Genomic DNA, 21,186 nt, shown 5'->3' on the forward strand with positions numbered 1-21,186 from the left:
TTATGATCACACTTATAACGGGTGCTACATCAGGTATTGGCGAGCAGCTAGCAATTAAGTATGCACAGCTAGGAGACACTGTTATAGCTTGCGGCCGTAATAGTGATAAGCTCGCCGAGCTTGCTAAATACGACAATATCCAAGCATGTAAATTTGATGCAACTAACCTGCAAGATATAAAAGAGTCGACAGTTGGCTTTCCTCATTTTGACCGTGTTATTTTAAACGCTGGTAATTGTGAATATATAGATGATGCGCGCAACTTTGATAGCGCGTTGTTTGAGCGTGTAATAAACGTTAACTTACTTTCTATGGGATATTGCCTTGAGGCGTTACTTCCTAAAATAAATCCAGGCGGCCAACTTGTTTTGGTCAGCTCAAGTGTTACTTACCTTGCGCTACCTCGTTCAGAAGCTTATGGCGCATCAAAAGCGGGTGTAAGTTACTTAGCAAAAAGCTTAGCGGTTGATTTAAATGATGTTGATGTGACTTTAGTTCATCCTGGGTTTGTAAAAACGCCACTTACTAATAAAAATGATTTCCCGATGCCTATGGCCGTTACTGCTGAAAAAGCAGCTGACTACATGATTAAGGGTATTCAAAAACGCCGCAAAGACGTTCATTTCCCTTATCGTTTTACACTTATATTAAAAGCTTTACGCATTTTACCACTGCCGATTTGGCTTAAAATCGCAAAAGGATTAGCCCGTTGAAAAAAATAGCAATAATAGGAACTGGTGTATCTGGTTTAACATGTGGGCATTTGCTTCACAAACATTACGATGTAACCGTATTTGAAAAAAATGATTACATAGGTGGCCACACAGCAACGGTTGATGTTGATGTGTGTGGCATCAAATACGCAATAGATACAGGCTTTATTGTATTTAATGACCGAACTTACCCATATTTTGAAAAGCTACTTTCGCGCATTGGTATTGATAAACAAACAACCCAGATGAGCTTTAGTGTGCATAACGAAGCCACTGGTTTTGAATACAATGGACATACGTTTACAAGCTTATTTGCACAGCGTCGTAATATTTTTAGACCTAAGTTTTGGCGATTATTGTACGACATTGTTAGGTTTAACAAACTGTGCAAAGCAATGCATGAAAAAGGTGATTACCAGTCTGATCAGTCATTAGGGCAATTGCTTAACGATAACCAGTTTAATGACTTTTTTAAATACCATTATATTCTTCCTATGGGCGCGGCTATTTGGTCTACCAGTATTAAAGAAATGGAAAACGTAGGCGTTGAGTTTTTTGTTAAGTTTTTCTTTAATCACGGGCTTTTAGATGTAACCAATAGACCACAGTGGTATGTAGTACCAGGAGGCTCTCGTCAGTACATTAAGCCGCTGATCAGAGGTTTTGCCGACAAAATTAACCTCAATACAAATATTAAATCAGTTACGCGTCAAAATGATGAAGTAACAATAGAGTTTGCCAATGGTGAGCAAAGTAAATTTGATAAAGTAATATTTGCTTGTCATTCAGATCAGGCGCTTGCACTACTGGGTGATGCTACTGAGCAAGAAAAGTCAGTATTGGGTGCAATAGCTTACACTGAGAACTCAGTGGTGTTGCACACCGATACAAACCTTTTACCAGATAGAAAAGCGGCATGGGCGAGCTGGAACTACCTACTTAACAACAACACTGATAAAGCCGCAGTTGTTACTTACCAAATGAATATTTTGCAAGGTATACAATCAGATACGCAGTTCTGTGTAACGCTTAACCATCTTGAAGGAATAAGCCAAAGTAAAATTTTGCGCGAGTTTACTTATCACCACCCTGTATTTAACCAAGAGTCTATTGCGGCTCAAAAACTTAAACACAGTATTGACGGACACAACAATAGTTATTTTTGTGGCGCTTATTGGTACAATGGTTTTCATGAAGATGGCGTACACAGTGGTGTAGATGTAGCCAAGCAACTTGGGGTCGAATTTGACTAGTGCAGTGTATTTAGGCGATGTTAAACATCGCCGTTTTGCTGTTAAAGAACATCGCTTTAGTTACCCTTTATATATGATGTGGGTAGATTTAAATAATCCTCAACAACTAAATGGTGTGCATAAACACATAGGTACGTCAGGCTTAAAGGCGTTAAAGTTTAATGAAGCTGATTATCTTAAAGGCACCTCACAGCTTGCTAAACGTCCTCTTATTGAGCGTGCACACGAACAACTTGCCAATTTAGGTATTACTGAAACCTTTACTCATATTTACATGCTTGGGCAACTTCGTTGTTTTGGTGTATATTTTAGTCCTGTTAATTTTTACTTTTTTGGTCATAACGACACCTGTTTTAAATGCATGATTGCTGAAGTAAGTAATACACCATGGAACGAACGTCATTATTATTTAGTACCTTTAGAAAAAAAAGTGAACTTTAAAAAGGTTTTTTCCGTATCACCTTTTATGAATCTAGATATGAACTATCATTGGCATGTTAAGCAATCGCCTGATAAAACATTGATACACATTGAAAATAAGCGAAATGAAGAGCTATTATTTGATGCTACACTTCGCTTAAAGCGTAAAGAACTTACTAAAGAAGAAGTTAATAAGTTATTTAAACGTTTTCCGGCCATGACATGGTCTATTTTCAAAGGTATTTATTATCAAGCGTTAAAGTTGTTTATAAAACGAGTTCCTTTTTTAGGTCACTCAGGCAAGCCATAAAGCACATAGATAGTCAGGACAATTAATAGGTATTTCAATGGATAAAGTGTCGAGCTTAAATTGCGAACAAAGCACAAACTGGTTAACTAACATATATAAAAAATTAGTGACTAAAGCCTTTTCGTCAATTGAAACAGGCCAAGTTATTTTAGTAGATGCAAACGAGCGTACAGTTTTTGGTGACCCATCCTCAGCGCTAAAAGCAACGATTATAGTAAACGATAAAGCTATGTATAAGGCATTTGCATTATCTGGGAGCGTTGGCGCTGGTGAAGCGTATATTTTGGGGCATTGGTCTTGTGACAACTTAACCTCTTTCATTGAGATATTTGCTATAAATGAGAAGCAACTTGATGAGTTTGAGAAGAAATTCGCATTTTTTAGTAATATTGCACACCGGTTTAATCACATAAAAAATAAAAATTCTGAATCGGGCTCTAAGAAAAACATCGTTGCTCATTACGACTTAGGTAATGATTTGTACGAATCATTTTTGAGTAAAGAAATGCTTTATTCAAGTGCTGTATATCCTACAAAAGAAGCGACACTTGAAGAGGCTCAGCAATACAAGCTTAAACGCATTTGTGAGCAAGTTGAGCTTCAAAAAAATGATTCAGTAATTGAAATTGGTACAGGGTGGGGGGCTTTTGCTATATATGCAGCCACACATTACGATTGCCATGTAACAACAACAACCATATCTGATGAGCAACATGATTATGTCGCTAATAAAATTTCAGAACTTGGTCTAGAAAGTAAAATTACATTACTTAAGCTTGATTACAGGCAATTGAAAGGAAAGTACGACAAGCTTGTTTCTATCGAAATGATAGAAGCGGTAGGCCATGAGTACTTACCTAGCTTTTTTACCCAATGTGGTGAATTGTTAAAAGATGATGGTGCCATGCTCATACAAGCCATAACTATTGGCGATCAGCGTTATAAGCATTACTTAAAAAACTCTGATTTTATTCAGCAGTATATTTTTCCAGGCGGGTGCTTGCCATCACTTAACGAAATGAGTGAGCAGATTAAAAATAATACCGACATGGTAATTCATACTGTTAATGATATTGGTGCACACTACGCAAGAACATTAGCAGATTGGCGAACCCGTTTTATAAAAAGCTGGCCTGATTTGGACCGCTCAAAATTTGATGAACGTTTTTATCGTTTATGGTTATTTTATTTTGCTTATTGCGAAGGCGCGTTTAGAGCCAGAGCAACAAGTACGGTGCATTTAATGGCGCGTAAACCACGTTTTGTTAGCGATAACGATGATATTGCGCTCGGTTACTAATTTTGTTTTATTTCAAGCAGTGTGGTTTTTATCATTGCTGCTTGAAGCTGATTCGCTACTTTTTAGCGGACTGATTATTGTTTTAATGTTTTGGTTGTCAAAACAAAAAAAACAAGACACCTTACTTCTAATTAAAGTCCTACCTTTAGCACTATTATTAGAATTTATAGCGGTAAAGTTAGGCTTGTTAGAGTTTAAAGTTTATCCCTTCCCTCTATGGCTCGTCTTTTTATGGGCTGCGTTATTACTTTCTTTAAATACCTCAATGGTTTTTTTGAGTAAATTAAAGCTTTGGCAGGGCTTTTTAGTATGCATGGCTTTTGCGCCAGCAAGTTATTGGGCTGGGGCGCGCTTTGAAGTAATAAGTTTAGGTTTACCTTTATGGCAGTTTTGGCTCGTTTACGGTGCGCTTTGGTCTACAGTGTTTACTGTTATTCTTTTTATAAACCAAAAAATCAAGTTATTCATCAATCGCTGATCGCCCACAATTCCCATTTCGTAACATTACTCATTGACTCAAGGGAGCTTATTTTGAAATTTTTACTAAAGGCAGTTACTTTTTATTTGCTTACAACTTCAATTGTTTTAGCTAACACACAGTTTTACAAAGTAGGCGAAGCACGAATGGAGTATTTATTTTGGGATGTATATGACGCGGTTTTATTTACCCCTTCAGGTAATTACAGCGCAGGAACGCATCCTATTAAATTTAAACTTACCTATTTACGTGACTTTGAAGCTAAAGAAATCGTAAAAGCAACAAATGAGCAGTGGGAGCATATTGGAAAAAAAGAGCTAGCAGACAAATACGACAGTAAATTATTGTCTATTTGGCCTGATATTAGACAAGGTGATTCGCTAACGTTAGTCACAAATGAGCAGGGTATGAGTACTTTTTATCATAATGATGAAAAAATTGGCGAAATAAATGAACCTCAATTTTCGAGTGATTTTTTAGCCATTTGGCTGGATGAAAAAACCTCAGAGCCGAAACTACGAAAGCAACTATTAAGGAATTAATATGAATGTATTTAACGCGTTTAAAACAGCTCTTGTATGCTTATCTGCTTTGTTGCTGATAAGCTGTTCGGCACCAAATGTAGAGCATTATAAAAATACATCGCCAAACTTTGACTTTAAAACATTTTTTAGTGGAAATTTGAAAGCCTACGGTGTTGTACAAGACTTTAAGGGTGAATTGACCCGCAAGCTTGTCGTAGATATGAATGCGAGCTGGGATGGTAACCAGGGCGTTATTGAAGAAGACTTTGTTTATGACGATGGCGAAACTCAAAAGCGTATTTGGAAAATAACGTTAAACGAAGACAATAGTTTAACGGGTTTGGCAGATGATGTTATAGGTACTGCAAAAGGTAGAAGTGATGGCAGCGTATTTCATTGGAATTACGATGTAGAGCTTCCATACGATGGCAGTACTTTAAAAGTGAATTTTGATGATTGGATGTACCTGGTTACACAATCGCGCTTGATAAACCGCACATCTATTGTTAAGTTTGGAGTCGAGGTCGGGGAAGTGACCTTAGTGATCGAAAAAATATAGCTTATTTACCCAGTTGCTTAACTTGCGCCAAAATTGTACTCAAATTAAGTCTTTGTTAACCCAACACGCTGTATTTTACAGAGAATTATTTAAATTTTACTCATTTTTTAAGAATTTAAGCAAAAAATGCAATTTGCTGTTGCTAACTCTTTAAAAATGCATAAAGATAGGTTTTGCGAAGGCAAAATAATAACGAATAGGAATCTAACAATGAATAAAGCTCAATTAGTTGAAAAAATTGCTACTGATGCAGAAATCTCTAAAGCCGCTGCTACTCGTGCTCTTGACGCGTTTACAGGTGCTGTAACTTCTTCTTTAAAAGAAGGTGATTCAGTAGCATTAGTTGGTTTTGGTACTTTCTCAGTAAAAGAACGTGCAGCTCGCACTGGCCGTAACCCACAAACGGGTGCTGAGATCCAAATCGCAGCGGCAACTATCCCAAGCTTTAAAGCAGGTAAAGGTCTTAAAGACCAAGTAAACCCTTAATAGGTTTAACGAATTAAATTAAAAAAAGAGCTAATTAGCTCTTTTTTTTTATGTTTAATAAAGACATCAATTGATGCCTTTATATTATAAATTTATGCTTTTAAGGCTTTATCGCCTCGACCAATGCCAACAGCGCCAGAACGTACAACTTCAATAATATCGGTTTCATGACGAAGAGTGTCTAAAAATGACTCTATTTTGTCTGTACTGCTCACTAGTTGTAGACTATAGCTTTGTCGGCCCATATCTAAAATAGCACCTTGGAACACATCAACTACTCGCGTAACCGCTGCACGAGTCGTCTCGTCTTGAGCAAATACCTTAACAAGCAATAGCTCACGTTCAATGTGACTCATTTCTGTTAAATCGATAATTTTAAGCACGTCGACTAATTTGTTAACCTGCTTTGTAATTTGCTCTACAACTCTGTCATCACCCATAGTGGTAATGGTAATACGCGACAATGATTGATCGTCAGTTGTGCCAACAGTTAGGCTGTCGATGTTATATGCACGTTGTGAAAAAAGCCCAACAATACGTGATAGGGCACCTGGTTCGTTTTCTAATAAAATAGATAAAATACGACGCATTATGCTTTTACTCCTTTACGTAACCACATCTCATCAATGCCGCCTAACTTAATTTGCATTGGGTATACATGTTCTTTTTCATCAACGTTTATATCTAAAAAGACTAATCGGTCGTTAATTGACATTGCTTTATCGATAGCAGGTTGTAACTCATCTTGTGTGTTTACTTGTATGCCTACATGGCCGTAGCTTTCAACTAACTTAACAAAATCAGGTAGTGAATCCATGTAAGATGATGAATGACGTCCACCGTAAACCATGTCTTGCCATTGGCGTACCATACCTAAAGAGCGGTTATTAAGTGATACAACTTTTACCGCTAGGTTGTACTGTAAACAGGTTGATAGCTCTTGAATATTCATTTGAATAGAGCCATCACCCGTAATACACACAGACTCTTTATCAGGAAAGGCTAGCTTTACGCCCATTGCAGCAGGTAAACCAAAGCCCATGGTGCCTAAGCCGCCTGAGTTGATCCATTGACGAGGATGCTTAAATGGATAATATTGCGCTGCAAACATTTGATGCTGACCAACGTCAGAACTTACGTAAGCGTCGCCATTAGTAGCTTTATAAACCGCTTCAATTACAGCTTGTGGCTTAATTTTGTCGCCATCAGTGTTGTAGCTTAAGCACTTTTGTTCGCGCCAGCTGATAATTTGTCGCCACCAATCTTCTTGCGCGCTGCGGTCTATTTTAATTGGGCTTTTATCAATACCCGCTTGTAGTTGTTCAAGTACGGTTGCTAAACAACCTACAACTGGTATGTGTGCTTTAATTGTTTTAGATATTGAAGTTGGGTCAACATCAACATGAACAATTGTGGCATTAGGGCAAAACTTTTGAACATTATTAGTTACCCTGTCATCAAATCGGGCACCAAGCGCTAAAATCACATCGGCGTTAGCCATTGCTTTGTTTGCCTCAAGCGTGCCGTGCATGCCTAACATACCTACAAAGTTTGGATGCACACCTGAAATACCACCCAATCCCATTAGTGTATTTGTAATGGGGGCATTTAATGATTCAACTAAATGCGTTAATTGCTCTGATGTATTTGAAATGACAATACCACCACCAGAGTAGATAACCAGTTTTTTGGCCTCTAAAATAGCTGTTACGGCTTTGCGAATTTGTTTTGAGTGCCCTTTAGTATTAGGGCTGTAAGTTCTCAGCTCGGTGGTTTTAGGAAATTCGTATTCAAACTTAATAGCAGGGTTAAGCATATCTTTTGGAAGCTCAACAACGACAGGACCTGGGCGGCCAGTGCTAGCAATATAAAAAGCTTTAGCTAAGATTGTAGGGATGTCTTTAGCACTTCTACAGTTAAAACTGTGTTTAACTACAGGGCGAGAACAACCCACAATATCGGTTTCTTGGAATGCATCGTCGCCAATCAAATTTGTAGGCACTTGGCCTGATAACACAACCATAGGAATTGAATCCATGTAGGCCGTTGCAATACCTGTAATACAGTTTGTAGCGCCAGGGCCTGAGGTTGCAAGTACAACACCAACGTCTCCAGTAGCGCGGGCATAGCCGTCAGCCATATGTGTTGCAGCTTGTTCGTGACGTACTAATATATGTTCAATGTCATCTTGCTGAAAAAGTGCATCATATAAGTCTAAAACCGAACCACCGGGATAGCCAAATATGTATTTTACCTTTAACTCTTTTAATGCCTGAACTACTAGTTCAGAACCATTATATTCTTGTTTGCTCATCCTCATTCCTCTGTGCGCTTTTTTATGCATAAAAAAACCCCCGCGTAGTGCGAGGGTTTTTAAAAAGCAGTATCACCTTTTAATACATCCCCGCTGGGCTTATAACTAAGACCAGTACGAGTACGACTAAAAGGTTAATGTGTGTGTTCATAGTTTTTACTCTACTTAGCAAAACACTGCTTTTAAATTAAAGATTTTGTATAGGTTTATTTTTAAGGGTTTTGAGCCTTTATGTCAACCTTGAAAGCTGTTTTTTGCATTTTAAATTCGTTTTGTGGCTTTTTTTTAATTTAAAGCTGCAGGAAGCCTGTGTTTAATTGAGTTTACTGGCAGAAATTATGCATTTAAGGTTGTAAGTTCGATTTTAGATATAAAAGAGTGTGAGAGACCATTAGCTTTAATTGCATATGTTAACTATATGTTTTTATCGCATGTTTAAATTTCTATTATTAGGTATGATTGCTACATAATTATGTTTGAGGAAAACACAGTGAAAAAAGTGACGTTAATTGCGCTTTTAACTACGCTATTAAGCCCTATGGTGGCGGCTAATAACTTAAGTCCGCATGATGTTGGCATAACTAACGAAGAGCGTATTTTATATTGGCTTAAAAAAAGAGACCAAATATCTTCAAGTGAGTTAGATAGTTCATTTAAGTCATATATGAGTAACAAAGACGTTGCCAATCACTCAATTAAAAATGGCTTTAGGCAATTTAAATCCTCTTCCAACTTTTTTTCAAACACAAATAAACAACAGGTCGCTTTTTCAACGTCGCTAGTGCCAGAACAAAGCGTTAATGATGTAAAAGTGTTAGCTATTTTAATTGATTTTCCTGATCTTAAACATGACGACAATCAACTTGTAGAGCAAGACACCGACATGTTTTACGCTGATTATTCAACTGAGCACTATCAGCAAATGCTTTTTAATACTCAAGGTTATACAGGCCCTGATGGACAAAGCTTAAAAACGGCTGCTGATTATTATAAAGCGGCTTCGGGAAATAGCTTAAACTTTAGCGGGCAGGTATATGGTTGGGTAACCGCTAATAGCAATGCAAAAATATATGGTGAGCGCCAAGGCAGTACACGGGATATAAATGCGCCCGCTTTAATTAAAGAGGCTGTGGAGAAAGCAGTTGCAAAGTTTAATATTAATTTAGCGGATTATGACTTAACTGATTTAGATGATATTGATGGCGACGGTATCCTTAATGAACCTAATGGCATTATTGACCATGTAATGGTATTTCATTCAAGTATTGGCGAAGAAGCGGGTGGCGGTTACCTAAGCACCGATGCTATTTGGTCGCACCGCTACTATGTATTTGATGAAAATAGCGGGCCGAGCGAGATTGCAGGCAGCAACATTAAGCTCTTTGGTTATACCATTAACCCTATTGATGCCGGGATTGGTGTGGTTGTGCATGAGTTTGGGCATGATTTAGGATTATTAGATGAATACGACTTACAATCTAACACGGTAGGTGAGCCTGTCGCATCTTGGTCAGTTATGTCGACAGGAAGTTGGGCTGGTTCGCCAAGAGGCTCAGAGCCAGTTATGTTTAGCCCTTATGCGCTTGAATATTTACAAAAGCGGTACCAGGGTAACTGGGTTAACCAGCTTACGCTTGATATGGATGAGATAGAGGCTAACTCACAGCAAACATTAATTAATACTGCGAGTACTTCACAACAGCAAAATCAAATAAAAATAACACTACCACCAAGGCTCGAAAAATTTAGGGATCCAGTTGAAGGTGATTTTCAATACTATTCAAATACGGGCGACAATATTAGCAATAGCTTAGTTAATACAATAGCGCTACCAAGCACAACTGAGACACTTACTTTAAGCTTTATTGCATATTACAGTATTGAGCGCGATTACGATTTAGTTCAAGTAAAAGTAAATGGCGAGCCAATCGCGAGTAATTATACGCAAGCGCTTAATCCATACTACGGTGATATTGGTCCGTATATCTCAGGTGATTCATTTCTTAATAGTGATGCTAAGCAACCTAACGGCTATTTGACCCATAAGTTTGATTTATCAGCTTATTCTGGGCAAACAATTGATTTAAAAATTGAATACATAACAGATGCGAACACACATTATTATGGTTTTGTTGTTGATGATATGCGCATTGAGCAAAGTGATACTTTAATTTGGCAAAATAATGCACAAGATCAAGTTCACACTGAGTTTAATGGCTTTGAAAAAGTAGGTAGTTACACATATGCATCGCCATCACATTACTATCTACAACTGCGTTCATACACAGGCGTTGACAGTAGCTTACAAGCTGAGCAGTACTCACCAGGCTTATTATTGTGGTACAGCAATGAATCTCAAGCAGATAATAACACTACCGAGCATCCAGGTAGTGGTTTTGCATTAGTGGTAGATGCCGATCAGCGTTCAATAAATAAGGGCAGTACGCAAACTCCGGCTGCTTCAGCAATTCAAATACGTGATGCTGCTTTTAGCCTATATCAACAAAGGGCAGGGTTAGGTGATGATGATTTATCAGCTATCACCGGGTTTACTGATAAAACCGATTATAGCTTTGAAGCGCAAAAACCATCGGGTGTTGTGCTTCCACAGGTTGGTTTTGGCTTTAATATTATAAGCCAGTCAGCAGACAGTGAAGATATAGAAGTAGAGCTTACTTACGATGTTACTAAGGGAATTAATTTTACTAAAAACGGTTTAACCGTTAATTTTAGTGTAGAAGGTTTTGCACTTACTCCTGCGGACAAATTTACGTGGAGTTTTGACGATGGAAGCTCCAGCACAGAGTTAACGCCTACTTATGAATACCAAGACTATGGCACTTATAACGTTGAGTTTATGGCAGATAATGGTACTTCACAGCAAGTCGCTGTAGCACAAGTTACATTAGTTGAACCATTAACTGTAAATGAAATTGAATATGTAATAAACCAAGGAGCTTTAACAGCTGAGGCATCGCTTACAGGTGGAATCGCACCGTATACTTATAATTGGCAGCTAGGAGATGGAAGTACTTTAGCGACTCAATCGCTTACGTATAATTATTTGTACTCTGGCGATTACCAAGTAACGCTTATAGTGACAGATGACGAAGGCACTGAACAATCAAAAGCGATTGATGTAACTGCTAATGTTCCGCTTAGCATAAACGCAAACGTTACAGTTAGTGATTTAAGCGCACAATTTAATGCCCAAGTAACCGGCGGCTTTAATAGTTATACTTACAGTTGGGATTTTGGTGATGGCAGTGCGTTATCAAATTTACAAAACCCAAGGCATACTTATCAAGCTGACGGGACTTATAACGTAACGTTGAATGTTACTGATACTCAAACCAATGATACTTTTACTCAAGAGTTATCTGCTACTGTACAAAAACAACAAAGTAGTTCGGGTTCAAGTGGCGGATCACTGACGGGTTTATTAGGATTATTACTGTTAAGTTTATTTAGGTTTAATACTAACCTGCATAAATACACTAGGTTAGTAAACGCAGTTAGCAAACACAAAAAAGCCCGCTAAATTAGCGGGCTATTTAAATTAATAACAAATATTAATTATAAACGGTTAATTACTGATTGAGTGAAATCAGTTGTACCGTGGCTGCCACCTAAATCGCGAGTTGTACGGTCGCCTGATTTAATTACATCAGCAACAGCACTACGAATACGCTCTGCAGTATCGCCCATATTTAAATGCTCAAGCATTTGAATAGACGCTAAAATTACAGATGTTGGGTTAGCTAGGTTTTTGCCAGCAATATCTGGTGCACTACCGTGTACAGCTTCAAAAATTGCAGCGTCTTCACCAATGTTAGCACCTGGAGCCATACCTAAACCGCCAACTAAACCAGCACAAAGGTCAGATAAAATATCACCAAATAAGTTAGTCGTAACAATTACGTCAAACTCTTCAGGTGTCATTACTAGCTTCATACATGTTGCATCAACAATCATTTCATTTGATTCAATTTGTGGGTAACGCTCAGCTACTTCACGTGCTACTTTTAAAAACAAACCAGATGTTGATTTTAAAATGTTAGCTTTATGAACTGCAGTTACTTTTTTACGACCTTCGCGTACCGCTAGCTCGTATGCAAAAGTTACGATTTTTTCTGCGCCTTCACGCGTAATTATCGATTTTGCTTCTGCTTCATTCCCGTCTTCACTTACTACTTGGCCAGCACCTGAGTACATACCTTGAGTGTTTTCACGAATAGTGATGATATCAATATCGTCGTAACGCGCTTTAGTACCAACAAATGATTTAACTGGACGTACGTTAGCGTATAAACCAAATTGCTTACGAAGTGTTACGTTAATAGATGTAAAACCTTCACCTACAGGCGTAGTTAATGGGCCTTTAAGAGTGATTTTGTTTTTAGCAATTGTATCAACTGTTTCTTGCGGTAATAACTCACCTGTTTTTTCAAGTGCAGCTAGGCCAGCATCAACAAATTCATAATCAAAGTCGCAACCTGCGGCTTTTAATATTTCAAGTGCTGAGTCGATAATGCTCGGACCGATGCCGTCGCCTTTGATCACTGTGATGGTTTGTTTGGCCATTGACTTTTCCTTTAAAGAGTTTGATTTGCACATAAATTATTACTCTGAGAGAGTAACCGCTTGTTAGAACATTTATGTGAACGTGCTTGAAAATTTAAGGGCGCATTTATACCAATTTATCACCCATTTTGCTAGTTTATACAAAAAATACTGGGTATACACGAAAGTTATAATGGGTATAAAGACATAAAATAGCTTCTAATAAACTAAATACTATTAAACAACTCAAGAGATTCTAATTGTTGATAAAAATCAGCTTGGTTATGCCACTTGAGTATTTTTAGCTGTTCATTTAACGTTTGCTGCTGCCACGGAGTTAGCGAAAGTTCTGGTTTAAACACATTTTGAGCAACAACCTTAAGTGTGATCCAAAGTTTATGGGCCTCAGTTAAGTGCTTTTTAGGTGTTTGCTCTGCTTCTAAGAGTGCTGCTGTCCATGGGTTATCACTCAATAAAAGAGTAAGCTGTTGTGTTAGTTGTTCGGTGTTAATTGCATTTACCCCAAAAAAGGAGCAGATAGGGGCACTCAATGTTTTATTTGGTGTGTCGTCAATCAGCGTTTTACGAGAAAGCTGTGTACCGCACTGCGTTAATAAAAAATGGGCGTAAGCGTATAAAGGTAAAGTAATGTGCTCAAACTGGTCATTGTCATTTTTACTAACCAATAAAGCCATTATTTTTACTAATCCATTTAATCTGTTAGTCACGTAGGCTTGCAATGGATGTGGGGTAACATTAACTAATTGTTCAAAAACAACCCGTTGAATTATTGCAGGTGCATTATAATAACCGACCATAGATAAACTATGTTTTAAGTCTTTTGCGGGCTGATGTTCTTTATTATATGGTTTTACTGCCTCGCATAAATTAGCAATTACGAGAGGGTGAGGCGCCATCAGCAGGCTTAATCCTTTATAGCTGTATTCGTGCTGTAACTTAATATTACTTATTAGCTCAAGTAAAGATTGTGCCTTATCAACCTCAAGCTCACTTTGTGGTTTTACATGTTCACTGTTAAATACTTTAAAGCTAATGGTTTTATCAGTGCAATGCCATTGTTTTGGATTATCGTTAAGCGTTGCTTTTACTCTGTACCAGGTTAATTTATTTGGATTTGCTGTACTAATTAAAACATGCCGTTGTTGTGCATCAGTTGCTAAATAAATCATGGTTTGCTCAGCGTATAAAACGCGGCTTCCCGGTAATAATGGCCCTAAATGCGCTATTAGTGATTTAATTAATTGCAGTGCGAACAAGTTAGGTGTGCGAATGTACAAATCGGTAAGTGCTTTATATAAGCTTATATGTTTATTAGCCGTGTTGCTCGTAATGTTCATGCTAATAATATTTGCTAGAGCAATCAGCGTTATGCCCCCATCGTAAAGCATTATTTTAGGAGCACTTACCAATGCTTGTTTATACTTATTTAATTTAGCTAGTAACTGCGTAACAGGTTTTGCTGAATCGCCACTAGCTAACATTACTTTTGCTGCTAACTGATGACGCATTTTCCAAATTTTTTTATCAGAATCTTGAAAAGGTGTTTGCTCGCAAAGCTTGTTTAATTGCGCTCCAACACATAAATGTTCAATGAGTGTAGCGGCTATGTATAGCTCACTTAAGGCACTATTATAATTTTGAGATTTACACAGGGCAGCAGTTATGACGCTCTGACTAACAACTAAGTTGGTGGCATAAGAATAACTTGGGTTATAAAGCGTCAATCGGGATTGTAATGCGAATGGCTGTTTGCTGTAGAGCACTCTATATTGCTCAGCTAGCTTACTTGCCATTGGATATAGAGCTGTCCATTTTTGTTTATTGTTATAATAGCTTAAAAACAGCTGCGTATTATTAAGCAGCTGCTCTAAGGTAGTTGAAACAGCTTCATCCATTAAACCTTCACCTAATTTTGTTCTTGGTATTTATTGTATGCACTCGGGCCCCACAAAAACAGCTGACCATTTTTAAATAATAGGCCAGTACATTCATCCATAGTGGTAATACCGTCAGATGTTTTATGTTGTGTACGATAAAAAACTATCTGAAATACTTGTTCACCATCTCGTTTGGCATAAGTAAGATCGGGGCTGCCTAAGTAATCAAGAACACTATTTAGTGTTGTTGGCTGCTCAAGTGATAGCTTTTCGATGTAACGTTTATTGAAAGCCTCTCGGTCTTGCCAAATCATAGCTTGAGGATCGTCTTTATAAAAGGTAATCACCAATGCAGCTATCAGTGCATATAGCCCTAAACCTAAAATTAAATATCGGATAAATTTTTTCAATATGGCTTACTCTGACTCCGGTAACTAATATCAGTATACGTTTTGTAATGTTTAGAGGCTATTAACTTGCGACTAATTAAGTCTTAACTGCTTTAAACTAAAACCTAAATTTATATCGGTGCGTAAACTAACCAAGTGCTTTGAAATTACGTACATATCCATATTAGCGGCTAACTTTGCTTTAATACTCGGGCTTAGAGACTCATCTTCGGCTGCTTGTTCAATTGAGTTATAGTTATTAACTATTTGCTGCGCAGATTTAGTACCTATTCCTTTAACTCCCGGAATATCATTTGTTTTATCGCCCGCTAATGCCCAAAAATCAACGAGTTTATTTTGCTCAACACCAAAACGCTCTTTTATACTTGTCTCATCTAGATAGAGCTTTTTAAAGTAATCGTAAACTGTAATGTAAGGGCCAATATAAGGTAAAAAGCCTTTATCAGTAGAAACAACAGTGCTCGTTATTTGATTATTTGATGCCTTAAAGGCAAGCGTTGCAATAATATCATCAGCTTCATCGTTAATAGGCTCAAATACTACAATACCTGTTTCTTCAATTGCGGCTTTAAAATGCAATAGAGCATCTTTTAATACTTGGGGCATTGGCGCGCGTGAATGTTTGTAGTCTTTATAAAAATGATAACGCCAGCTTTTGTCACCATCGAACACAGCAATGGCATGGGTTGCATTACTCGTATCTAAAAGCTTTTTACAGGCGTGGGCTACACGTGCACAGCACGTTTGTATCATTTGCTCGTCGCTATGATGTTTTTGATTTGCGTCAACGGCGTAAATGCGCCTAATTAAATTAAGCGCATCTATAAGAAGTAAATGGGGTTTCAAACTATAAAACTCATGCTTTTATTTTGTAACATGGAACATATTTACTACCAGGGAGCTTCATGCGACCTTGAAGAACAAATGCCTGTAATAATTTATCCATATTTGTCATAAGGGCAGGTTCGCCACTTAAAATGTATGGACCGTTTTGTTTAATAGCTCTAACGCCTTCGTCTTTTACATTACCAGCAACAATACCAGAGAAAGCTCTACGCAAATTAGCCGCGAGTAGCTGTTTAGGCTGATCAAGGTGTAAATCTAAACTTGCCATATTTTCATGTGTTGGTGCAAAAGGTTGTTGAAAGTCGTTATCTATTTTTAATGTCCAGTTAAAGTAATAAGCATCACCTTCACTTTTACGGTAATCACGAACATTAGCCATCGATGACTTTAGTTTTTGACCGACTAATTCAGGATTATCGATAATTACTTCAAACTTATCCAAGGCTTCCTTACCAAGGGTCATTTCAACGAACTCGCATAGCTCTTTAAAGTACGCCTCGCTTTGTTTGGGGCCAGTTAAAATAACAGGTAAACATTGTTTAGTATTATCTGGGTGCAACAATATGCCTAATAAATATAACAACTCTTCAGCAGTACCTGCGCCACCAGGAAAAATGATAATTGCGTGAGCTGTTCTAATAAAAGCTTCAAGGCGTTTTTCAATATCAGGTAAAATAACGAGTTCGTTTACAATAGGATTTGGTGGCTCGGCAGCAATAATGCTTGGCTCTGTTAAACCTAAGTAGCGATTATCGGTGTTACGTTGCTTTGCGTGGCCAATAGTTGCGCCTTTCATTGGGCCTTTCATGGCACCAGGACCACAACCGGTACAAATATTTAATCCACGTAAACCAAGTTCGTAACCTACTTGTTTTGTGTACTTATATTCAACCTCGTTTATTGAATGTCCGCCCCAGCAAACAACCATGTTAGGCTCGCTTTTAACACGCAGTGCACCTGCATTTCTGAGCATATCGAACACCATATGGGTTATGGCTTTTTGCTCTTTTAAATCTTTTTCGTATTTTTGACAAATAAACAAAATATCACGAATAACAGAAAATATATGTTCGTGAATACCGGTAATTATTTCGCCATCAACAAATGCGGTTTCGGGTGGGTTTTCAAGTTCAATTTTAATACCTCGTTCGCGGCTTACTAAACGAATATCAAAATCTTTGTATTTGTTGTATATATCGTTACTGTCGTCGGTATGACTACCTACATTGAGGACTGCAAGTACGCAGTTTCTAAATAATTTATAACGCTCACTAGCAGACGATTGCTCTAATAAATCAACTTCTAATTGCGACAGTAAATCTAAAACCCCAGTTGGGTTTAACTGTATTAACATAGACGTGCTCCTACTACTAAATCGTAAAACTACTTGTCATAAAAGTTATAATAGCTATGACATTATTTACTGGTACAAAGTCTATCTCGCCCTGAATTTTTGGCTTCGTAAAGTGCATCATCAGCTCTATCAAATGCCTTTAATAGGGTATCGCCTTTTTTAAATTGAGTTGCACCTACCGAAATAGTGATCTCAATTTGTTTTTCTCTAAATTTAAAAGGTATATTTTTAATTACCTTTCTTACTTTATCTAGGGGTAATGTTGCGTTTTCTAGCGACACACCTGGCATTAATAGTACAAATTCTTCACCGCCATAACGCGCTATAAAATCAGACTTTCTTACCGATTTTTGCAACGCTTTTGATATAACTTGTAAGGTAATATCACCTGCGGTGTGGCCAAATCTATCATTGATAGATTTAAAGTGGTCAACATCAATAACTGCAAGCGTAACATCTGATGGCTGCACATTAAACAAATGCATTTCGTGATTGTAACGTTCGTCAAATGCAGCCCGGTTAGGCAGTTTTGTAAGCCCATCTAGTAAGCTTTTAAAGCGCTGTTCGTTTAAGCGTTTTTTATACGTTGTTAACTTATCTTCTAAAGTAACAATTCGAGTATTTATTTCATTAAAGCTAGCGCTAAGCATTTCTCTGTCTTTTCGTTCTAACTTTTCTTTTGCTATAAAATCTTCGCTTATTGATTTTAATTCGTTATCTACGAGTTCTTTTAAAGATGAGATTGATGTAGCTTTTTGCGTTTGCTCATTAAGATTTTTTATTTTTAGTTCAATGCTTTTATTAAGTGAGTCAAACTCAACTTCCATAGACTCAGAGTGCTTGCTAGTTGAGACGATAGAGTTATGAAGATCTTCGAGGGTTTGATTTAATGAAACTAAAAAGCTTTGCGCGGATTTACGCTCTTTACTTATATTTTTTACCACTACATCAATAATACTAATTGCAACATCAAGTAATGTATCGATTGAGTCACTTTCTGTAATATTATTTTTTATATTATTAATTTGTAGCGTAGCTTCTTCTTCAAGTATAAGTTCATTTGCGAGCTCAAGTAGTTTTTTTGCACGCGCCTGTTTTACTGGGCGCTGCTGATCAACTTGAGGGTTTTGCTTGGTAAGCAACGCTTCATGATAAAAGCTAATAAGTTGATCAAGTAGCGGAATGTAACCATGAGTTGAATGAACGTTATTAATCTCGTGATCGAGTAAATTTCTTAGAGTCCTACGAGTATCGTCAGGTAAACCTTTGGTTTTTTGTAATTGTTTACCGGCACTTTGCACACTGTTGTATAAATTACGTTGCTGAGCTTGTTGAATCGATTCTTGGTTTTTAAGTAGGATTAAAGTTTCACTAATAAGGGGAGCAAGGTTTTCAAAACTCATGCCTTTATTAAGCGCACTTCTAAATTTGGCGAGGCGATTATCTAACTCGATATCTAGTCCTTTACAGCTCAACGATAGTTTAGCTGTAAAGTCACATAGAACATCTACTTGATGTTTACGAGCGCTCTCAACAGCCATACGCGCATCAATTGCTTGTTTTAGCTTTTTATCTGTTGCGTTAGATCTTTGTGACACCTAAGCATACCGCCATCAAATTAATTTCATTATCTTCAGTTTACAACAAATTTTTATTATGTGTAGTTATCTAGTAAAAAACTTAGAAATTTTAATAAGCTACTACTTATAAACTCGTATATAGGGTCATTTATCGTATTTAATTCACTTTTAAATAGGGGCTTGTTAGTCTTGTAAGCAATTAAGTTTCCACTAAGAGTCTCTATGAAAAAGTTATTAGCCCTTTCAATTTTAGCTGCATGTTCTGCACCTGTATTTGCCGATGTAAATTATTCTTTAGAAATCTCGCAACCACAGCATCATTTAGGTGATGTAAGTGTTGAGTTTCCAAAAACAGCGCAAGTACACCTTGATATAAAACTTCCTGCGTGGCGCACGGGTCGCTACGAAATGTTAAACCTTGCAAATGGCATTCGCTACTTCAAAGCCAAAGATGAAGATGGCAAAGAACTAAAATGGGAAAAAATAGATCACAGTACATGGCGTGTACATCTTAATGAACCTACAGAAGTTAATGTTGACTACCAAGTGTATGCAAATGAGCTTGGTAAACGTGCTCGCCACATTGACGACAGCCATGCATTTATAGATGCGTCAGGCTTTTTTATGTTTAGTGAATCATTTCGCCAAGAGCCTGTAACCGTTAATTTAGACGTGCCTAAAAAGTGGCGTTCTGTATCGGGTATGGATAATTTAAAAGGCAGAAACTCATTTAAAGCAGACGATTACGACGTGCTTGTTGATTCACCAATCGAAACGGGTATTAACCAACTACACACATTTGAAGTAGATGGCCGTGAATATGATTTAGTTATATGGGGCGATGGTAACTACGATGTAGAGCTAATGCTTACCGATCTTAAAAAATTAGTTGCCACGGGTAATGTAATTTGGGATGGCTATCCGTATGAGCGTTATGTATTTATGGTGCATGCAACATCAGGTGCTGGTGGTGCAACAGAGCATTTAAACTCAACAATTATTCAACGACCACGTGACCGATTTGGTAGCCGCGAAGATTACCTAGGTTTTATTAGCACCGCTGCGCATGAGTTTGTTCATACGTGGAATGTTAAAGCATACCGCCCTCAAGGTTTAGTGCCATACGATTACACTAATATGAATTACTCTAAACTGCTTTGGATTGCAGAAGGTTCAACAAGTTACTTTGAAGATCATTTATTAGTGCGCTCAGGCATTCAAACAACAGATGAATTTTTTAAAGTAATGAGTAAAACAATTAACCGTCATTTGCAAACACCGGGCCGTGAAGTGCAAAGCGCAAGCGAAACAAGCTTTGATAAATGGATTAATCAAGGTGGCGATCACGCACGTAACTACAGCACCAATATTTATTCAGAAGGTTCGTTACTTTCACTTGCTTTAGATATTGACTTACTAGAAAAAAGCCAAGGTAAAATAAGCTACCGAGACGTACACAAAGCACTTTATAACAATCATAAAATGCCCGCTGGATTTACAGATACAGATGTACTTAATATCTTAAAAGATTTAACAGGACGTGATTATTCAAGCTGGTGGCAAGAAAATGTAGAGTCGCCTGCAAGTATTAACTTTGACGACTTACTTACTAAAGTAGGCTTGAAATTTGAGCGTCCTGAAAAAGCAAAAGCACTTGCAAGTATTGATGCTACCGCCAAAAATACAGGTGAATTACTGACGTTAAGTTATGTACGCCGTGGTGGCAGTGCGTGGAAAGCGGGTTTAACTACCGATGATAAAATTGTCGCTATAAACAAACATCACGTAGGTAAAGATTTAAAAACTAGCCTAGAAACGTTTAAGGCAGGCGACAAAGTAACCGTTGACTATCTTCGTCGCGATGCACTTGAAAGCTTAACATTAGTATTATCAGAAGATTTCGATAAGCCTAAAAAAGTAGTTGCTGATAAAGAGGCAACGCCACAGCAAAAAGCACTATTCAAAGCATGGATTGGCGTGGAACATCCAAATGATGTGACAAAAAAATAAATTCAGTTTTTATAGCGCTTAAATACAGTTAACAAGTATTAAAAAAGAGCTTCGGCTCTTTTTTTGTTTTGTATAATGGCGTATATAATGTACATGGAAATTTAATATTAATATTAAAATTAAAATTAAATTTAATTATTATTTGGTGTTTTTTATTGCTAAATAAAA

The 21,186-nt window shown here is 37.4% G+C and carries 18 protein-coding genes; 10 read left to right on the plus strand and 8 right to left on the minus strand.

What is annotated here, in order from left to right; genetic code table 11:
- Positions 1-2 precede the first annotated feature (2 nt).
- The 8 genes from H5126_RS19840 to H5126_RS19875 all read left to right on the plus strand — a co-directional run bounded on the left by H5126_RS19840 (position 3) and on the right by H5126_RS19875 (position 6,043).
- Positions 3-713 (plus strand): SDR family NAD(P)-dependent oxidoreductase, encoded by a 711-nt coding sequence (locus H5126_RS19840; protein WP_024596920.1) that lies wholly within the window; start codon positions 3-5, stop codon positions 711-713.
- Positions 710-1,966, plus strand: a complete 1,257-nt coding sequence (locus H5126_RS19845; RefSeq protein ID WP_002962467.1) for an NAD(P)/FAD-dependent oxidoreductase — start codon at positions 710-712, stop codon at positions 1,964-1,966. The genes H5126_RS19840 and H5126_RS19845 overlap by 4 nt, the downstream gene beginning before the upstream one ends.
- On the plus strand, positions 1,959-2,696 hold the full coding sequence (locus H5126_RS19850; RefSeq protein WP_182721123.1) for a DUF1365 domain-containing protein: 738 nt from the start codon (positions 1,959-1,961) through the stop codon (positions 2,694-2,696). The genes H5126_RS19845 and H5126_RS19850 overlap by 8 nt, the downstream gene beginning before the upstream one ends.
- Before the next feature lie 37 nt (positions 2,697-2,733).
- On the plus strand, positions 2,734-3,996 hold the full coding sequence (locus H5126_RS19855) for a cyclopropane-fatty-acyl-phospholipid synthase family protein (protein WP_182721124.1): 1,263 nt from the start codon (positions 2,734-2,736) through the stop codon (positions 3,994-3,996).
- On the plus strand, positions 3,974-4,474 hold the full coding sequence (locus tag H5126_RS19860; protein ID WP_182721125.1) for a DUF2878 domain-containing protein: 501 nt from the start codon (positions 3,974-3,976) through the stop codon (positions 4,472-4,474). Before H5126_RS19855 ends, H5126_RS19860 begins: the two co-directional genes overlap by 23 nt.
- Before the next feature lie 53 nt (positions 4,475-4,527).
- Positions 4,528-5,016: a chalcone isomerase family protein gene (locus tag H5126_RS19865; RefSeq protein WP_182721126.1), complete on the plus strand. Its 489-nt coding sequence runs from the start codon at positions 4,528-4,530 to the stop codon at positions 5,014-5,016.
- 1 nt (position 5,017) lies between these two features.
- Complete coding sequence (locus H5126_RS19870; RefSeq protein WP_182721127.1) at positions 5,018-5,557, plus strand: DUF3833 domain-containing protein; 540 nt, start codon at positions 5,018-5,020, stop codon at positions 5,555-5,557.
- Positions 5,558-5,767: 210 nt separating this feature from the next.
- Complete coding sequence (locus H5126_RS19875; RefSeq protein WP_002962474.1) at positions 5,768-6,043, plus strand: HU family DNA-binding protein; 276 nt, start codon at positions 5,768-5,770, stop codon at positions 6,041-6,043.
- Positions 6,044-6,135: 92 nt separating this feature from the next.
- Here H5126_RS19875 and ilvN read toward each other — a convergent pair whose 3' ends face one another.
- Positions 6,136-6,633, minus strand: a complete 498-nt coding sequence (ilvN, locus tag H5126_RS19880; RefSeq protein WP_002960314.1) for an acetolactate synthase small subunit — start codon at positions 6,631-6,633, stop codon at positions 6,136-6,138.
- Entirely contained in the window at positions 6,633-8,357 is a 1,725-nt protein-coding gene (locus tag H5126_RS19885; protein ID WP_182721128.1) for an acetolactate synthase 3 large subunit, read from the minus strand. The genes ilvN and H5126_RS19885 overlap by 1 nt, the downstream gene beginning before the upstream one ends.
- A gap of 490 nt (positions 8,358-8,847) precedes the next feature.
- On the opposite strand from H5126_RS19885, the gene H5126_RS19890 reads away from it, so the two are divergent.
- Complete coding sequence (locus H5126_RS19890; protein WP_182721129.1) at positions 8,848-11,898, plus strand: immune inhibitor A domain-containing protein; 3,051 nt, start codon at positions 8,848-8,850, stop codon at positions 11,896-11,898.
- Positions 11,899-11,933: 35 nt separating this feature from the next.
- On the opposite strand, the gene H5126_RS19895 is transcribed toward H5126_RS19890, so the two are convergent.
- The 6 genes from H5126_RS19895 to H5126_RS19920 form a co-directional block, all read right to left on the minus strand.
- Positions 11,934-12,941, minus strand: coding sequence for an isocitrate dehydrogenase (locus H5126_RS19895; protein ID WP_182721130.1), 1,008 nt, complete (start codon positions 12,939-12,941; stop codon positions 11,934-11,936).
- A 206-nt stretch (positions 12,942-13,147) separates the two neighbouring features.
- The gene (locus H5126_RS19900) at positions 13,148-14,836 is read right to left on the minus strand and encodes a hypothetical protein (protein ID WP_182721131.1); all 1,689 of its coding nucleotides are present in this window, start codon (positions 14,834-14,836) and stop codon (positions 13,148-13,150) included.
- Positions 14,837-14,847: 11 nt separating this feature from the next.
- A complete protein-coding gene (locus H5126_RS19905; protein ID WP_024596929.1) occupies positions 14,848-15,231 on the minus strand; it encodes a DUF3192 domain-containing protein in 384 nt (127 codons plus the stop codon).
- Between the two features lie 69 nt (positions 15,232-15,300).
- The gene (gene xni / locus H5126_RS19910) at positions 15,301-16,074 is read right to left on the minus strand and encodes a flap endonuclease Xni (RefSeq protein ID WP_024596930.1); all 774 of its coding nucleotides are present in this window, start codon (positions 16,072-16,074) and stop codon (positions 15,301-15,303) included.
- 10 nt (positions 16,075-16,084) lie between these two features.
- Positions 16,085-17,428, minus strand: a complete 1,344-nt coding sequence (ppnN, locus tag H5126_RS19915) for a nucleotide 5'-monophosphate nucleosidase PpnN (RefSeq protein ID WP_024596931.1) — start codon at positions 17,426-17,428, stop codon at positions 16,085-16,087.
- A gap of 62 nt (positions 17,429-17,490) precedes the next feature.
- Complete coding sequence (locus H5126_RS19920; RefSeq protein ID WP_182712414.1) at positions 17,491-19,026, minus strand: GGDEF domain-containing protein; 1,536 nt, start codon at positions 19,024-19,026, stop codon at positions 17,491-17,493.
- Positions 19,027-19,230: 204 nt separating this feature from the next.
- On the opposite strand from H5126_RS19920, the gene H5126_RS19925 reads away from it, so the two are divergent.
- Positions 19,231-21,018 (plus strand): M61 family metallopeptidase, encoded by a 1,788-nt coding sequence (locus H5126_RS19925; RefSeq protein WP_182721132.1) that lies wholly within the window; start codon positions 19,231-19,233, stop codon positions 21,016-21,018.
- Positions 21,019-21,186 lie beyond the last annotated feature (168 nt).

The organism is Pseudoalteromonas sp. SG45-3, from assembly GCF_014164075.1.
Classification (GTDB): domain Bacteria; phylum Pseudomonadota; class Gammaproteobacteria; order Enterobacterales; family Alteromonadaceae; genus Pseudoalteromonas; species Pseudoalteromonas distincta.

Bases quoted from the DNA above. Each gene is read 5' to 3' on its own strand.
- H5126_RS19900 (WP_182721131.1), bottom strand. From the start codon at position 14,836: ATGGATGAAGCTGTTTCAACTACCTTAGAGCAGCTGCTTAATAATACG.
- H5126_RS19925 (WP_182721132.1), top strand. From the start codon at position 19,231: ATGAAAAAGTTATTAGCCCTTTCAATTTTAGCTGCATGTTCTGCACCT.
- H5126_RS19870 (WP_182721127.1), top strand. From the start codon at position 5,018: ATGAATGTATTTAACGCGTTTAAAACAGCTCTTGTATGCTTATCTGCT.
- H5126_RS19840 (WP_024596920.1), top strand. From the start codon at position 3: ATGATCACACTTATAACGGGTGCTACATCAGGTATTGGCGAGCAGCTA.
- H5126_RS19895 (WP_182721130.1), bottom strand. From the start codon at position 12,941: ATGGCCAAACAAACCATCACAGTGATCAAAGGCGACGGCATCGGTCCG.
- ppnN (WP_024596931.1), bottom strand. From the start codon at position 17,428: ATGTTAATACAGTTAAACCCAACTGGGGTTTTAGATTTACTGTCGCAA.
- H5126_RS19875 (WP_002962474.1), top strand. From the start codon at position 5,768: ATGAATAAAGCTCAATTAGTTGAAAAAATTGCTACTGATGCAGAAATC.
- H5126_RS19855 (WP_182721124.1), top strand. From the start codon at position 2,734: ATGGATAAAGTGTCGAGCTTAAATTGCGAACAAAGCACAAACTGGTTA.
- H5126_RS19860 (WP_182721125.1), top strand. From the start codon at position 3,974: ATGATATTGCGCTCGGTTACTAATTTTGTTTTATTTCAAGCAGTGTGG.
- H5126_RS19885 (WP_182721128.1), bottom strand. From the start codon at position 8,357: ATGAGCAAACAAGAATATAATGGTTCTGAACTAGTAGTTCAGGCATTA.
- ilvN (WP_002960314.1), bottom strand. From the start codon at position 6,633: ATGCGTCGTATTTTATCTATTTTATTAGAAAACGAACCAGGTGCCCTA.